We start from the raw sequence: 15,873 nt of genomic DNA on the forward strand, positions 1-15,873 counted from the left end.
ATGGCCAGTGCTGCGTATCCACACACCGTGTTGCTGATCACCCCGCCGTCCATCTTCCTGCTGGACGAGCGCGTCTTCATCAACCTCGGCATCCTCAAAGTTGCCGCCGCCCTCGAGCGCGAAGGGATCGCCGTCGAGCATCTCGATCTGTCCGGGACCGAGAACTATCTCGACGCGCTGGAAGAGCACCTATCGCGAAGCCGAGCCACTGTCGCGGGCGTGACGACCACCACGCCGCAGCTTCCGACCGTCGTCCACATCGTCGGGCGAATCCGCAGCGTCCGGCCTGACATCCGGATCGTGCTCGGCGGTCCGCACGTGACCCTGACCGCGTCGGCGGTGAAGCTGGAAGATCGCGCCGGACGCGCCGGGCGGGCCCGCGAGGCGATGGGACGCCTCGAGCGCCTTGCCGACGTGCTGGTCAGCGGAGACGGCGAGCTGGCCGTCTTCGAGGCCTTACGGGCCGATGCGCCGCGGCTGGTCGACGGCGACGACCCGCGCGGCGGGCTGTTCCTGACCAACGCCGCCTACGAATCCACGTCACTGCCGGCGCGCCACCTGGTCGACATGACGACCTATCGCTACGACATCGAAGGCCACCGCAGCACGAGCCTGATCGCACAGCTCGGGTGTCCGTTCGAATGCGGCTTCTGCGGCGGCCGCAACTCGAAGTCGCTGCGGCTGATCCGGACGCGATCGACCGAATCGATCGTCGCGGAAGTGCGGATGCTGCACCAGTCGCACGGCTACACCGGCTTCATGTTCTACGACGACGAACTGAACGTGAACAAGAACATGGTGGGGCTGATGAACGCGCTGGCGCAGCTCCAGGAGGAGGTCGGCGCGGAGTTCCGATTCCGCGGCTTCGTCAAGGCCGAGCTGTTCACCCGCGAGCAGGCCGCGGCGATGTACCGCGCCGGGTTCCGCTGGCTGCTGTCGGGATTCGAATCGGGCAGCCCGCGCATCCTCGAGAACATCAACAAGAAGGCGACGCTCGACGACAACACCCGCGCCATCGAGACCGCGAAGACGGCCGGCCTCAAGGTCAAGGCGCTGATGTCGGTCGGCCATCCGGCGGAATCGGAGCAGACGACGCGCGAAACCCAGGAATGGCTGCTGCGCGTCGCCCCCGACGATTTCGACTGCACGGTCATCACCGCCTATCCCGGCACCCCCTACTACGACGAGGCGCTGCCGCACGAAAGCCGCAGCGGCGTGTGGACGTACACGTATCGCCGCACCGGCGACCGCCTGCACGCCCTCGACATCGATTTCCTCGTGGTCGCCGACTACTACAAGGGCGATCCGAACGGCGGCTATCAGGCGTTCGTCTACACGGACTACCTGTCGTCCGAAGAGCTGGTGGCCCGGCGCAACTGGGTCGAGAGTTCGGTTCGCGCCAGCCTCGGTCTTCCCTATCCGCAGGCACGTCCGGCGCTCCGCTACGAGCACTCGACGGGACAGGGGGCGGCCGGCCTGCTGCCCGGCTTCATCTTCCGGCGCAGCGATCGCTCGGAGATCGACGCGGCGCGATGATTCGCGTCTCGATTCTGGTCCCGGCCTACAACGAGGAAGCGACGATCGTCAACGTCCTCGAACGCGTGCGCGCACAGCACGTCGACGACGTCGCCTTCGAGGTCATCGTTGTCAACGACGGATCGAAGGACGGCACGCGCCGGCAGCTCGAGGCCCGCCCCGATCTCTACGACACGCTGATCAATCACGAGGTCAACAGCGGCAAGGGAGCCGCGGTCAAGTCGGCGCTGCGCGCCGCCACCGGCGACTACGTGCTGTTCCAGGACGCCGACCTGGAATACGACCCGTCGGAATACGAGAAGCTGCTCCTCCCCGTCCGGCAGTTCGACGCCGACATCGTCGTCGGCAGCCGTTTCCTCGCGCCGCTCTACACCCGCGTCCACTATCTGTGGCACAAGATCGGGAACAAGGCGATCACGAACATGTTCAACGTCATGTTCAACAAGACGTTTACCGATCTCTACACCTGCTACGTGCTCTTCCGCCGTCGCTTGATCGACGCCGACGAGCTGCGGACGACGGGCTGGGAACAGCAGGCGGAAATCCTGTGCCTGGTGATCCGCCGCAGCAAGACGCACTACGAGGTGCCGATCGCCTACCACGGCCGCACCTACGACCAGGGCAAGAAGATCCGGGCGCATCACGCCGCGATCGTCCTCTGGACGATCATCCGGACCCGCTTCCGTTCGGTGAGCTGACGCGGCCGCCGGCGGGATCGCATAGCATGCGCCGATGCGAATCGCCGCCGCCATCATGATCGCCGCCGCCCTCTGGTCGCAGCAGCCGGCCGGTGATCGTCCAGCCGGCAACCTCCGCGGCACGCGCTCGGTCGTCCTGGCGCGAAACGGCGTCATCGCGACGAGCCAGCCGCTCGCCACGGCAGCCGGCCTGCGCGTCCTGCAGAGCGGGGGCAACGCCGTCGACGCCGCGGTGACCGCCGCCATGGTCCTCTCGGTCGTCGAGCCGACCATGAACGGACCCGGCGGCGATCTGTTCGCGATGGTCTATTCCGCGAAAGACCACAAAGTGCACGCGCTCAATGCGAGCGGCCGCGCCGGTTCGCTCGCCACCCCGGACGAGTTCGCGCGGCGCGGCGCCCGGCGCATCCCGTTGCGCGGAGAGCTGAGCGTCACGGTGCCCGGCGTGGTCGACGGCTGGAACGAGCTGCTGACGAAATACGGAACCCATTCGCTTGGCGCCGCGCTGCAGCCGGCGATCCGATACGCCCGCGACGGCTATGCGGTCAGCGAGATCATCGCCGGCCAGTGGAAGGACGTCGAGCCGATGCTGGCGAGCGACGCGAATGCGGCGAAGACCTTCCTGATCGACGGCCGGGCTCCCAGGCCCGGCGATGTTTTCCGCAACCCGAACCTCGCGGCGTCGCTCGAGCTGATCGCCAGGGAGGGCCGTGACGCGTTCTACACCGGCGCGATCGGCGCCGCCATCGCCGGCGAGATGGAGAAGCGCCACGGTCTCGTCACGGCGAAGGATCTGGCCGGCCACCACGGCGACTGGGTGGATCCGATCTCGACCACTTACCGCGGCTACCAGGTGCTGGAGCTGCCGCCGAACACGCAGGGGGTCGCCGCGCTCGAGATGCTCAACATCCTCGAGGGCTACGACCTCGCGGCGATGGGCTGGGGCACCGCGCGCTATCTCCACACGCTGGTCGAGGCCAAGCGGATTGCCTTCGCGGATCGCGGCGCGTGGATCGGCGATGCGTCTTCGACGCCGACGTCCGCTGTCGCGCAGATGCTGTCGAAGGACTACGCGGCGAGCCGACGTCGCGAGATCGATCCCGCCAGGGCGTCGGACCACCGGCCGCTGTCGCTCGACGGCCGCACCACCCCGCAGGGACTCGACGAGCCGATCGGCCGGGGCGACACCGTGTATCTGACGGCGGCCGACGCCGACGGCAACGTCGTGTCGCTCATCCAGTCGCTCTACGAGACCTTCGGCTCGGGCATTGTCGCGGGCGACACCGGGATCATGCTCCACGACCGCGGCAACCTCTTCACGCTGACCCCCGGCCACCCGAACCAGATCGCGCCGGGCAAGCGGCCGTTCCACACGCTGATTCCGGCCATGGTGATGAAGGACGGCGTGCCCTGGGTGTCGTTCGGGGTGATGGGCGGCGACATGCAGGCGCAGGGGCACGCGCAGGTGCTCGTCAACCTGATCGACTTCGGGATGAACATCCAGGAGGCCGGAGAGGCGCCGCGGTTCCGAGACAGCGGCGCGGGACTGGCGCTGGAATCGGCGTTCTCCGAGGAGGCGCGGACCGGCCTCACCGCGCGCGGCTACACGTTGATCCAGAGCGTCGGCGTCTGGGGTGGGTTCCAGGGGATTCTCATCGACCCCAAGACGCACGTGCTGCAGGCGGGATCGGATCCGAGAAAAGACGGGATGGCGGCCGGCTGGTAGCCGCGGCGGCGCTGGCGAACGTGGCGTGTGCTAACGTGCGCGGCGTATGCCGGTGCTCCTGACAGAAGCGGACGTGCGTGCCGTCCTGCCGATGGACGACCTGATTGCCGCGATGGAGACGGCGCTCGAGCGCTTCTCAGCGGGCGCGGTGCGGCAGCCGCTCCGCAGCGTCGTGGACACGGGCGGCCACGGCTTCTACGGCGTGATGCCGGCCTACCTCGAGGACCCGCCGGCGCTCGGCACCAAGCTCGTGTCGGTCTATCACGGCAATCCGGCCCGCGGACTGACCTCGCACCTGGCGACGATCGTCCTGCACGATCCGGAGACCGGCGAACTGCAGGCGGTCATGGACGGCCGCTACATCACCGAGGCGCGGACGGCCGCCGTGTCGGCGGCATCGGTCAGACGACTGGCGCGCGAAGATGCGCGCGCGCTTGCGATCTTCGGGACGGGCGTGCAGGCCCGCAGTCATGCGGCAGCGCTGCTGCGGGTCCGCCCCTTCGCCTCGATTCGCGTCTGGGGGCGGCATGGCGATCGCGCCGCGGCGCTGGCGCGCGACCTGGCGGTGTCGACAGGCGTACGAGTCGAAGCCGTGGCGACGGCTCGCGATGCGGCCGCCGGCGCCGACGTCATCGCGCTGGTGACCGCGTCGACCGAGCCCGTGCTGACGCGCGACGTGGTGCGCGAGGGCACGCACGTCTGCGCCGTCGGGGCCTGCCGTCCCAATCAACGCGAGATGGATACGGCGCTCGTCCGGGCGGGATGCGTGTTCGTCGATTCGCGCGAAGGCGCACTGGCCGAAGCCGGCGACCTGGTGATCCCGATGAAGGAAGGCGCCATCGAGGCCTCGCACATCGCGGCCGAGCTCGGCGAGGTCATCGGCGGACGTCATCCGGGGCGGCGCACCACTGACGAGATCACCATCTTCAAATCGCTGGGTATGGCTGTGGAAGACGTCGCCGCGGCGAGGCTGGCCTTCGAGCGATCGGTGGCGGCCGGGCTGGGGCGCGGGGTGATCGTGTAGGTTCGCGGTTCGCTGCCGGCCGACTGTGCCGTACGCCTGGCCATCGGTCATCCGTTACGCAGCTATCATAGGTAATGGTGCGGACCGGACCCACGAGGCTGGCGATCGCCGTCGCGGCGATCTGCCTGCTGATCGCCGCGCCGCTATCGGCCCAGAGCACCCGTGAGCTGCGCGATCGCGCCACGGATCTCGCCTACAACCTCGACTACGACGAGGCCGCCCGGCTGCTTCGGCAGGCGGTGGCCCAGGAGCCGTCGAACCCGGACAACCACCGCGCGCTTGCCGCCACGCTGTGGTTGAAGGTCCTGTTCCTGCGCGGCGCGGTCACGGTCGATCACTATCTGGGCGGTTTCTCCAAGTCGACCGTCACGCTGAAGAAGCCGCCGCCCGAGCTCGACGCCGAGTTCCGGAGCGAAACGGCGAAGGCCGTCGAACTCGCGGAGCACGACGTCGCCGCCCGCCCGACGGACGCACTCGCCCATCTCAATCTGGGCTCCTCGCTGGGCCTGCAGGCCTCGTACATGGCCTCGGTCGAGGGCCATATGATGGCCGGGTTCAAAGGGGCGCGGCGCAGCTACGACGAGTGCGAGCAGGCCATGGCGCTCGACCCGTCGAGCAAGGAGCCGCAGCTCGTCGTCGGCACCTATCGCTACATCGTCTCGACGTTGTCGCTGCCGATGCGGATGATGGCCTACATGGCCGGGTTCGGCAGCGGCAAGGAACGCGGCCTGAAGATGATCGAGGAAACCGCCGCCTCGAACGCGGAGAATCGCGCCGACGCGGAGTTCGCGCTCGTTCTGCTCTATAACAGGGAGCATCGCTATCAGGATGCCCAACGGGTACTGGGAGAGCTGCACCGTCAGTTTCCTCGCAACCGGCTGATCGTCCTCGAGAATGGCGCCACGGCGTTGCGCGCCGGCCGGGCGCGGGAGGCCGACACGGTGCTGACCGAGGGTCTCCAGACACTGGCCCGGGATCCGCGGCCGCGCATGCCGGGAGAGGAAGCGCTCTGGCGCTACAAGCGCGGCGCCGCCCGGGTGCGCCTGAAGCGCTTCGCCGAGGCGCGCGAAGACCTGGCGGTGGCGCTGGGGCCCGACTCGCTGACGTGGGTGAAAGGGCGCGCGCACCTCGAAACCGCGCGCATCGCGGTCGATCAGGGAAACGCCGATACGGCGAAGCGGGAAGCGGCGAGCGCGATGGCCGACTGCGAAGCCGGCAACGATCCGATCTGCGTCGACGAGGCGAGAAAGATTCGATAGATGGCGAGAGTCAAGACCTGGGTCTGGGCGATCATCGGCGTCATCGCGATCGGCATCCTCGGCATCGTCGCCTTGGCGGCGGCCGGATTGTGGTTCGTGCGCTCGCACGTCGACGTGCGGCCGACGACAACCACCGCCGCGGCGACCGATTTCGACACCGTCCGGACGCGGTTCGCCGGGCAGGCCCCGCTCATCGAGCTCGACGATCATGGCGAGTTCATCCGAGCGAACACCGATCGCCCGGCCGGCGCCGGCCGCCCCGAGACGCTGCACGTGATGGCCTTCGACGCCGAGAACGAGAAAGTGATCACGATGGAGCTGCCGTTCTGGCTGCTGCGGCTCAAGTCGGGCGGCACCCGCTTTTCGATGGGCGGCGAGGATGTCGACCTCGCGAAGCTGCGGCTGACCGTCGAAGATCTCGAACGCTTCGGACCGACGCTGATCGTCGACCACAAGGACGCGCGCGGGCGACGCGTGCTGGTGTGGACGCAGTAGTCAGCCGACGCGCAGGAACTTCTTCATCCGCGACATGAACGTCGCGGTTTCGGTGGCCGCGGCGCCGTTGACGGCGCTGCGCGCCGCTTCGAGGCCGGCCCGCCGGGCCAGTGCGGCCGCGCCGATCCGCTCGAGCGCTTCGGGATGGACGGCGGCGAAGCGGCGGAACAGATCGGCGCCGATCTCGATCACCTCGACGTCGCCGACGGCCAGCACGGTCGCGGTCCGCGGGTCGCCGGTGAGCAGCGACATCTCGCCGAAATAGCCGCCGGCCTCGATGCGGGCGACCTCCGTGCGCGTCTCTTCGATGAGGACCGCCACCGTCCCCTGCGCCACCACGAACATCGACTGGCCGGGGTCCCCCTGTCGCACCACCGTCTCCCCGGCGCCGTAGACCGCGCTGCCGGCGGCCAGCGCGAGCTCGCGCCTGAACTCCGGCGGCATCCCGGCGAACAGGTCGATGCGCGTCAGCACGCGCTCGATCGCATCGGCCTTGGCCCGCGGGTCGGGGTCCTTCCAGTCGCGGCTGTATTCGATCTGGATCGGCCACGGAATCTCGATGCCGTGGCGCTGGAACGAGTAGTAGATCGCCGTCCGGACCTCGTCGCGCGCCAGTTCGTCCTCGCCGAAGTCGCTGATCCAGAAGCGCGCCTTGTAGGCAATCGCCGAGGCGTCGAACGCCTGCAGCACCACGTCTGGAGCCGGCGCCTGCAGCACGTGGGTGCAGTGCCGTACCGCCTCGAGGATCGCCGCCTTCACCTGGTTGGGCGCGGTCAGATACGACGCGCCGACGTCGACGGAGAGGCGCATCGGCGCCGCCGGCTGCGAATAGTTGGTGATCGCCTCCTTCGAGACGACGTTGTTCGGCACGACCACCAGGTTGCCCGCCTTGGTGCGCAGCTTCGTTGCCCGCCACGTGACCTCGACGACCCGCCCTTCGAAGTCGGCGATCTTGACCCAGTGGCCGACGTGGAACGGGCGCTCGCTCTGGATGGCGAGCCCGGCGAAGGCGTTCCCGAGCGTATCCTGCAGCGCAAACCCCAACACCACCGCGCTGACGGCGGACGTGGTCAGCAGCTGCTGGCTCAGGAAGGTGGAAGCGAGCAGCACCAGGGCCAGCACCACCGCGTCCTGCAGGATGGTCGGGAACCGGTCGGGGACGCGGTCTTCGCGCAGCGGGTTGATCACCAGCACCACGACGGCGTTGATGATCGCGGCCGCCACCGCGAGCCGCGAAAAGGCGCCTAACTCGGAGATGGTCTCGCCCGAGAGATGCAGGCGGGTGTCCCAGAGCATCAGCACGAGATCGGACGCGACGAAGGCGACGAGCAGCGCCACCGACAAGCGCAGCTTGCGCCGCACCAGCCGGTTGACGGTCAGGCTCATCGTCCCGAGCAGCACGGCGACGGCCGTGATGCCCAGGATGACGTGTTCGGCGTGGCTCAGACGATGTCCTTCTTGAAGGCGGTGATCTCGGCCGGTGTCAGCTTGACCAGGACGGGCGCCGGGTTGCTGCCGCCTTTGGCGTCGCGATCCGGCACGCCGCCGCGCGCGCCGGCCGACGCGGTCTGCTGCGCCGACGCCTGCTGCTTGCCGCCGCTCTCTGTGGTGCCGCCCTTCTTCTTCGAGTCGTCGCGCGCGTCGGTCTTCTTCTTCTCGCCGCTCGCCAGCCCGGACGCGCCCGCGTCGACCGTCGGGATCTCGCTGAGCGGCTTGGCGTCGAAGGTCACGTCCTGCTTGTAGCGCGCCGCCACCAGCGCCTTGCCGGCGAGCTTGTCGGCGCCGATCTCCTTGTTGATGGCGGCGATGCGATCCTTGATGACCGGGTGCGACACGAAGAAGCCGTTCGGTTCACTCTGATTCGCGTTGCGATCGGCGACCTTCTGAAGGGCCGTCGCCAGACCGTTCGCGGCGTAGCCGGCCTTGCTGGCGATCTGGATGCCGATCGCGTCGGCCTCGCTCTCGTCGGCGCGGCTGTACGCCCCGTCGAACAGCTTCTGGAACGACTTATCGGCAAGCTTGGCGATCATGTCCTTGGTCATCCCGCCCTTGCCGGCGGCGTTGGCCCCCATATCGATCTCCTTGCCGCGCTTGATCGCCTCGACGGTGTGCTTCTTGGTGACGTGGGTGATCTCGTGGCCGAGGACGCCGGCGAGCTCTGCCTCGTTCTTCATCAGGCCGAGCAGGCCGCGGGTGATGTGGATGAACCCTCCCGGCGCCGCGTAGGCGTTGACGCCGTCGGTGTCGAGCACGATGAATCGCCAGTCGAGCCCCGGACGCGAACTGCCCTGCGCGACGACCGTGCCGACCAGGGTCACGTACTTCGTGAGGCTCGGATCCTGCGTGACGCCGAAGCGGAGGCGCAGTTTCGTGCTGACCTGTTCGCCGAGCTGGCGCTCCTCCGCGTCGGTGACGTTCCAGTCGTCGTACTGCTTCTTGGCGGAGGCGGCCGTATCGGCGCCCTTCTTGATCTTGCCGAGCGCACCGCCGAACTGCGCGCGCGCCGGCGCTGCGGCGCCCGCGACGAAGATCGCGGAGAGGACGAATGCTGCTGCCTTCATGTTGTCTGCACCTCAATCAGCGGAGTCGGTACCTTGACTTCGAAAATCGAGACCGCCGTGCTCTTGCCCTTGACTACGACGTCGCCGAGCGGACGCAGATCGTAGGCGGTCGTCAGGCGGTCCCTGGTAGCGTCGCTGATGATAATCCGGGTCCGGTAGTCCTTGTTGAGGGACTCGAGCCGCGACCCGAGGTTGACGTTGTCGCCGATCACCGTGTAGCTCATGATCGCCGACGATCCGATGTTGCCGGCGATCATGTCGCCGGAGTTGACCCCGATGCCGATGTCGAGTTGCGGCAGGCCCCGCCCGGCCCAGTCGCGGTTCAGCTCGGCAAGCGCGTGCACCATGTCGACCGCCGCCGCCACCGCGTGCTCGGCGTGCGCGGGATCGTCGAGCGGCGCGGCGAAGAGCGCCATCACCATGTCGCCGACGAACTTGTCGACGGTGCCATGGTGGCTGAACACGATCGCCACCATCCGCGAGAAATACTCGTTCAGCTGAGCGACCAGCGCGTCGGGCTCGCCGCGCTCGGTGATCGACGTGAACCCGCGGATGTCGGAGAAGAGCACCGTCATCTCCCGCCGCCCGCCCCCCAGCGCGGCCAGTGCGGGATTGGCCATCAGCTGCGCGTAGACGTCGCGCGAAACGTAGCGGCCGAACAGCGTGGCGACCTTTCGCTTCTCGCGCCCTTCCACGAAGTACTGATAGGCCGTGCCGCAGAACAGGGCCAGCCCGCCACCGGCAACCGGCTGCACCAGATTCAGCCAGAGGCCGTTCCTGAACGCCGCTATCGAGACCCCCGTCCAGGCGGCGAGCAGCACCACCGACGCGGTCGTCGCGGCGGTAAATGGCAGGAATGCAGCCAGCAGTCCGATCGCAGCGGCGGTGACGACAAGCGACCCGACCCGCGCCGCGGCCGACGCCGGCGCGATGAACCGGCCCGCGAGAATGCTGTCGGTCATGCTCGCGTGCAGCTGGATTCCCGGCATCGAGCCCGATTGGTCGGTGCTCATCGGCGTGTCGAACACGTCGAGCAGCCCCGACGCGCTCAGGCCGATGAACACGATCTTGTTCCGGAACACGGCCGGATCGATGGCGGGAGGCTGGCCGTTGAGCAGCTGCTGCTCCGAGCGGAACACGTCCCAGAACTGGTAGGACGGATACGGCCGGACGAGCTCGCCGGCGTTGTCCCGAACCAGCGCCGGCGCCCGATAGTTGACGAGCATCGACCACTGGTCGCGCCCGCCGACGGCATGGCGGACGAGCGGAATGCGCCGGTCGCCGATCCGCAACGTCCCCGCCTCGGCCGACACGTCCTGCGGGCGCACCCCGGCGGCCAGCAGCGCCGCCGCGACACCGAGCGACGGCAGCGTCTTCCCGTCAGAGATGATGAACGGCGACAGCCGACGGGCGGCGCCATCGGGATCCTTCACCAGGAAGTTGTGGCCGAGCGCCGCCGCGGCGTCGGTCAACGACTGGTACGGCGGCAGCACGATGGGCCGCGGCTCGGCGATCGCGCCGACCTGGAAGGGCGACCCCTGCCACGCCGCCGCCTCGCGATCCTTCGCCGACCCGACCTGCCCCTCGTAGACGGCATCGGCCAGCAGCACGACATTGCCGGAGGCGCGGACGTTCTGCGACAGGTTCGCGTCGCTGTTCGAGCCGCTCCACTTGTCGGACGGATCGTCGAAGCTGTATTGCTCGACGTAGTCGTGCTCGGGAAACGCGACGTCGATCGCGACCACCTTCGCCGGCGCGCGATGCAGGAACTCGATCGCCAGGCCGGTCGCGACGCGCGGCCACGGCCAGCGCATCCGGAAGTTCTCCTGGAGCTTGCGAATGCTGAGATCGTTGATCTCGATGAAGACGATGTCGCGGTTGACCGACTGCGGCGCGGCGGCGAGGCGCATGCGCCAGTCGTAGGTCGTGAGCTCATAGCGGTCGAGCAGGTCGCCGGTCGCAGCGACCACGAGCACCGCCGCGGCGGCGAGCGCGCCGATGCCGAGGCCGATGGCTGTCTTGCGAATCATGTTCTGCTGCCGGTGATCGCCAATGTTACCGTAGGCTCGAACGGGCGGTGCGGGGGCCGTTGGCGGTCGTGAGGTCAGTGCCGCTGGCATTCGAAAAAGGCCCAGATCTCATCGGGACCGTTGGATTCCGTGGGCGACGGACCCAATAGCCGCGGACGGCGCCGGTACGGCTGAGGGATGCCGTGTCCGCCGCCGTGAACCGCCACCAGCTCCACCTCCACCCTGGCGTCGTCGCGCCAGAGGAAGTGCTCGACGGCCTGGACTACTTCGGCGCCCCCTGTCGCAGACTCCACAGTCCGCGCGCCGCGAGGACGAACGTGACGCCCCCGACCGCGCCGAGCGCCCAGAGCGTCCACACGAAGAAGAAGCCGCCGCTGGACCTGGCGATCTCGGGATAATGGGCTCCTCTCATGTGCAGGACGGGCATGAGTGCCGCGAACAGTCCGATGAGCAGCATGATGACGTGGCCCGATCGCCGTTCGGCGAGCACCAGCGTTCCATACAGGAAAATCACGAGGACGACCAGCGCCGTGTTCGAGGATTCCGCCTTGGATATCCCGCGCACGATGTCATCCGTGACGTGAAGGGTCAGCAGGAGGAGCGAGAGCAGAGACGTGACGACCAGGATCGCGTTGTCCTTCATTCGACCCTCCCGGTTTTCGGTTGCCGCGCCACAGTATAGACGTAGAGCGTCTACGACTTGTTCGGAAGTATCGCCGCTCAGCTCACGCCTCCGGAAACGTCACCCCTGCCGCAGCGCCTCGGTCGGTTGAATACGCAGCGCCCGGCGCGCCGGTGCGGCGCACGCAAGCACGCCTACGGCCGCCATGATGATGGACGTAATCACTGACGAGACGAGGAGATCCGCGGTCAGGCTGTCGGCGCGCCACGCGATGAGCAGGATGAGGCTGTTGCCGGCGATGATGCCGCCGCCAAGCTGGCGACCGGCACGGGCGAAAACGGTGCGGAGCACGTTCCGGGGATTGGCGCCGAGCGCGATACGGATGCCGATCTCTCGGGTGCGGCGCGCCACCGCGACGGCCATGAGCGCGTACAGACCGGCCGCGGAGAAGACCACCGCCACGAGCAGAACGGTGCCGAACACGGCGCTGCCGCCCACCATCCGTACTTGCTCCTGTGCGACGATGTCGCCGAGGGTCACGATATCCCGACAGTGCAGACCCGCATCGACCTGCCGCGCAAGAGCGGCAACGCGGGACGCCAGCGGCGCGGCGTCCCCCGCCGAGCGCACCGCGACCACGATTGGGTCGGACTCCGCCGCAGAGGCTGCGCGATAGATGTACGCCGCCTCGCTCCAATCGGCGGGGAACGTCCACAGGTCGGTGGCCACGCCGACGATCTCGTGCCAGGGGCCCAGCTCGCGCTCGCTGCCTCGCTGAAGCGTGCGAACCCGTGCGCCTACCGGATTCCTGCCCACGACTCGCATGAACGCCTCGTTGACCACGACGGGCCCGCTGGGCGCCCCGGCGTCGGCCGGACGCAAGCCGCGACCGGCCACGATCCTCGCGCCGAACGCCTCGTGATAGCCGGCACCGACAGCAGCCATCGCGAATCCGCCCTCGTAGTTGCCGACCACGCGAGCCGGAGGCGCACCGTCCTGCTCCATTTCCACCGCCACCCACTCCGGCGACGTCGTCGGCAGACGATCGCCGTAGGTCACCTGGGTCACATTCGGCTCATCACGCAACCGGCTGGCGAGATCCTCGAACGCACGCGCGCGATGCGCGGCGATCTGCATATCGTCAGGCGCTCCGCGCTCGCCGGCCGGCGCCTCATCGTCCATCGTGAGGCGGAAGGTGAGGTAGTGTTCCGTTGGGAACGCCGCCGACGTCGACTGGTCGTGCAGCGTGTTGGTGAAGATTCCCACCGCGGCGGGCACGAACAGCAGCGTGCAGGCCACCTGCGCACCGATGATGAACGACCAGATGCCGCCGAACCGCATCGTCCCGCCGGTGCTCGTGCTGTCCTGCAGCCCCCGGTGGATCGATGAGCCTGTGGCCTTCAGCGCCGGCAGCAGGCTGATCAGTACGGCGGCGACGAGCGCAAGGAGCAGCGCATACGCGATGGTGGCGGGCTCCAGCTTCAGATCCACCCAGAACGGCAGGCCGTCCCCGACGATCTGGCTCGCCCGGGCCCAGGCATAGCGCACAGTCGCCTGGGCCACGACGAGCCCCAGCAGGGCAGCCGCGAGGGCCAGCACGAGTCCTTCCGTGACGATCTGCGCGATCACGCGGGCACGGCTCGCGCCCAGCGCGTGGCGGACGACGATCTCCGGCTCTCGCATCGCCGTGCGCGCGAAGATCAGCGTCGCGACGTTCGCCGACACTGCCCCGAGCAGCAGCAGGACGATGGCGTGGACCGCCAGATCCTCCAACTGCAGCGGATCACCCGGCGTGCGCCCGGCGAAGGCGCGAACCCGCGTACGTAACTGCCGGTGGGTTGTCGGCTGGTCGGCGGCGAGGCGTGCCGAAACGACGTCGAGCTCCGCCGCGGCGTCCTGCCAGCTCGCTCCGTCAGCGAGCCGTCCGAACACCTGCACGGCCGGCCCTTCCCGCGGTCCCGCAGCCTGAATGGGCAGCGGCACCCATAGCTGCTGATTGCGCGGAAAGCCGAAGCGCGGCGGCATCACGCCCACCACGGTACGAGCCGTGCGGCCCACGGTCACGGCGCGCCCGATGATCGCCGGGTCGTTGAGGAACTGTCTCTGCCAGACGTCGTAGCCCAGGACGACGACGGGCTCCGCACCTGGCATGTCGTCCGCCGGCTGCAACGGTCTGCCGAGCAGCGGCGGCACGCGGGTGAGGGGAAAGGTAGACGCCGTAGTCTCCGCGACGCGCAGCGATTCGAAACGGCCTTCACCGGTGAGCACGTTGCGCTCGCTCAGGCGGGCGGCGCCGAGTTCCGTTACGGTTTTCAGGGACCGCCGCCAGATCGCGAAGTCGTAGAGTACCCTCGGCTCCACGCGCGACGCCGCGGTGTCCTGCGTCTCGAGGCGCACGACCCGGCTGCCGTCATCGAACGGCAGCCGTTTGTACAGCAGCTCGTCAGCGAGCTCGATGCCAACCGACCCGATCGCGATGACACCCGCCAGCGAGAGGCCCCCGACGATCGTGAGCGCGGGATACTTCAGCAGCAGACGCGCGCCCAGCTTCCAGTCGAGCCACGAGACCGCCGTCATCGGGCTTCGCTCCATAGGCGCCGCAGAGCCCACACCCGGGATTCAATCACACTACCTTTGTAACACAAAGTTTATGGTTTGAGTAGCGCCTTTGTGTGCGGACGTGTCGACCTCACTTCAACGGTCGCTGTCGTCCTTTGATGTACACGTCCAGGCTGTCCGGACGGTTGTTCACGAAGTCGAGACGGACGCGGTGGTCCGGAGTCTCCGACACGACAGCGGGGATCGAGGACGCAGTCAGATACCACCCGTCGGGCAGGACGACCGAGTTGCGCGTCCGTCCCAGGCTGCGCTCGAAGACGAGGTCGTGGCCGTCCAGGCGATAGCTCTCCGGCGCGGTATAGGTTTCCGACAGCCGCAGGCGGATCGACTGACCGGGCTTCACCGGCTCGAAATACGACGCGACGATCTCGGTTTGCGGCGTGACCGGCTCGCCGATGTCGATCTGCTTGGCGGTGATCTCTGCGCCCCTCAGCGTCTCGTGCCTCAGCGCCTCTCCCGTATCGAGGATGTACGCCGACGGATCCGAGGATCGGCTGCCGCCGCGGACGATGTTGATGTACTTGTCGACTCCCGGACGCGATTCCGTGTAGTCGTGGTAGAGCGAGAAGGCGTGCGTCGCCGGCTCCTGCAGGAAATAGACGATGTCGCGATCGAGATGCGCGCGCTCGGCGAGCCGCTGACGTTCGGTCGGTCCTTGCGTCGGAGGCGGTTCCCAGCTGCGATTGTTCGTCAGCGCGGCTGGCTTGGCCGCGTCCCCCGTCAGCGCGCCGGCTCTCAGCGTGACGACCAGCGTCACCGTGCCGGGCGCCACGTTCATCAGATCGAGTTTCGTCCGGCCGTCGGCTTCCGCCAGGATCCGAACGGGGATGTTACAGCCGGTGAGCTGGTAACCCTCGGGCAGCACGAGGTCGTGGCGGCCCGCGCCGAGGGGAACGGTGAATGTCCCCGCCTCCCCCGCTCGCGTGTAGGCCTTCGGGTCCGCCACGGTCTTCTCGATGCGGACCCGTCCCTGCCCTCGCGGCGGGACCGGCCGCGCGAGCGTGACGGCGATCGAGGCCGGGCTCACGCGGAATGCCAGCGGCTGCCCCGTCATCATGTCGTGGACAACGACGTCGCTGATCCGCGCGCCTTTCGCCACGTCGTCGACGAACGTCCGTGCGCCTTCAGTAGTGGCGCTCGCCTCGTAGGTGACCTTCACCGCCGACGTCGAAGGAGGCAGCAACTCGTAGTGGGTGTACTCGTCGGTGCGGGTCTGCGCGGGCGACGAGACGCCGGCAAGCAGCACGCCGAGCGAGATCGCCGAAAGAGAGCGGTGAGTCATGCGCGGCATTGTAGACGAGCG

General features: G+C 68.3%; 12 protein-coding genes. 6 read left to right on the forward strand and 6 right to left on the reverse strand.

Annotated features, from left to right (window positions below; translation table 11 throughout):
• Positions 1-27 precede the first annotated feature (27 nt).
• The 6 genes from VGI12_17950 to VGI12_17975 all read left to right on the forward strand — a co-directional run bounded on the left by VGI12_17950 (position 28) and on the right by VGI12_17975 (position 6,738).
• On the forward strand, positions 28-1,536 hold the full coding sequence (locus VGI12_17950) for a radical SAM protein (protein ID HEY2434561.1): 1,509 nt from the start codon (positions 28-30) through the stop codon (positions 1,534-1,536).
• Complete coding sequence (locus VGI12_17955; protein ID HEY2434562.1) at positions 1,533-2,234, forward strand: glycosyltransferase family 2 protein; 702 nt, start codon at positions 1,533-1,535, stop codon at positions 2,232-2,234. The genes VGI12_17950 and VGI12_17955 overlap by 4 nt, the downstream gene beginning before the upstream one ends.
• 34 nt (positions 2,235-2,268) lie before the next feature.
• A complete protein-coding gene (gene ggt / locus VGI12_17960; GenBank protein ID HEY2434563.1) occupies positions 2,269-3,960 on the forward strand; it encodes a gamma-glutamyltransferase in 1,692 nt (563 codons plus the stop codon).
• A 46-nt stretch (positions 3,961-4,006) separates the two neighbouring features.
• Positions 4,007-4,984, forward strand: a complete 978-nt coding sequence (locus tag VGI12_17965) for an ornithine cyclodeaminase family protein (protein ID HEY2434564.1) — start codon at positions 4,007-4,009, stop codon at positions 4,982-4,984.
• A 77-nt stretch (positions 4,985-5,061) separates the two neighbouring features.
• On the forward strand, positions 5,062-6,243 hold the full coding sequence (locus VGI12_17970) for a hypothetical protein (GenBank protein HEY2434565.1): 1,182 nt from the start codon (positions 5,062-5,064) through the stop codon (positions 6,241-6,243).
• Positions 6,244-6,738, forward strand: coding sequence for a hypothetical protein (locus VGI12_17975; protein HEY2434566.1), 495 nt, complete (start codon positions 6,244-6,246; stop codon positions 6,736-6,738). It begins immediately after the preceding gene.
• Here VGI12_17975 and VGI12_17980 read toward each other — a convergent pair whose 3' ends face one another.
• The 6 genes from VGI12_17980 to VGI12_18005 all read right to left on the reverse strand — a co-directional run bounded on the left by VGI12_17980 (position 6,739) and on the right by VGI12_18005 (position 15,852).
• On the reverse strand, positions 6,739-8,139 hold the full coding sequence (locus VGI12_17980; protein ID HEY2434567.1) for a mechanosensitive ion channel family protein: 1,401 nt from the start codon (positions 8,137-8,139) through the stop codon (positions 6,739-6,741).
• Between the two features lie 41 nt (positions 8,140-8,180).
• A complete protein-coding gene (locus VGI12_17985) occupies positions 8,181-9,299 on the reverse strand; it encodes a M48 family metalloprotease (protein ID HEY2434568.1) in 1,119 nt (372 codons plus the stop codon).
• Positions 9,296-11,329 (reverse strand): adenylate/guanylate cyclase domain-containing protein, encoded by a 2,034-nt coding sequence (locus VGI12_17990; protein HEY2434569.1) that lies wholly within the window; start codon positions 11,327-11,329, stop codon positions 9,296-9,298. Before VGI12_17990 ends, VGI12_17985 begins: the two co-directional genes overlap by 4 nt.
• Before the next feature lie 262 nt (positions 11,330-11,591).
• Positions 11,592-11,972: a hypothetical protein gene (locus VGI12_17995; GenBank protein ID HEY2434570.1), complete on the reverse strand. Its 381-nt coding sequence runs from the start codon at positions 11,970-11,972 to the stop codon at positions 11,592-11,594.
• Between the two features lie 99 nt (positions 11,973-12,071).
• Positions 12,072-14,543, reverse strand: a complete 2,472-nt coding sequence (locus tag VGI12_18000; protein ID HEY2434571.1) for an ABC transporter permease — start codon at positions 14,541-14,543, stop codon at positions 12,072-12,074.
• A 97-nt stretch (positions 14,544-14,640) separates the two neighbouring features.
• The gene (locus tag VGI12_18005) at positions 14,641-15,852 is read right to left on the reverse strand and encodes a hypothetical protein (GenBank protein ID HEY2434572.1); all 1,212 of its coding nucleotides are present in this window, start codon (positions 15,850-15,852) and stop codon (positions 14,641-14,643) included.
• Positions 15,853-15,873 lie beyond the last annotated feature (21 nt).

This window comes from Vicinamibacterales bacterium (assembly GCA_036496585.1).
Taxonomy (GTDB): Bacteria; Acidobacteriota; Vicinamibacteria; order Vicinamibacterales; family 2-12-FULL-66-21; genus JAICSD01.

Bases quoted from the DNA above. Each gene is read 5' to 3' on its own strand.
- VGI12_17955 (HEY2434562.1), top strand. From the start codon at position 1,533: ATGATTCGCGTCTCGATTCTGGTCCCGGCCTACAACGAGGAAGCGACG.
- ggt (HEY2434563.1), top strand. From the start codon at position 2,269: ATGCGAATCGCCGCCGCCATCATGATCGCCGCCGCCCTCTGGTCGCAG.
- VGI12_17965 (HEY2434564.1), top strand. From the start codon at position 4,007: ATGCCGGTGCTCCTGACAGAAGCGGACGTGCGTGCCGTCCTGCCGATG.
- VGI12_17975 (HEY2434566.1), top strand. From the start codon at position 6,244: ATGGCGAGAGTCAAGACCTGGGTCTGGGCGATCATCGGCGTCATCGCG.
- VGI12_17985 (HEY2434568.1), bottom strand. From the start codon at position 9,299: ATGAAGGCAGCAGCATTCGTCCTCTCCGCGATCTTCGTCGCGGGCGCC.
- VGI12_17990 (HEY2434569.1), bottom strand. From the start codon at position 11,329: ATGATTCGCAAGACAGCCATCGGCCTCGGCATCGGCGCGCTCGCCGCC.
- VGI12_17995 (HEY2434570.1), bottom strand. From the start codon at position 11,972: ATGAAGGACAACGCGATCCTGGTCGTCACGTCTCTGCTCTCGCTCCTC.
- VGI12_18000 (HEY2434571.1), bottom strand. From the start codon at position 14,543: ATGGAGCGAAGCCCGATGACGGCGGTCTCGTGGCTCGACTGGAAGCTG.
- VGI12_18005 (HEY2434572.1), bottom strand. From the start codon at position 15,852: ATGACTCACCGCTCTCTTTCGGCGATCTCGCTCGGCGTGCTGCTTGCC.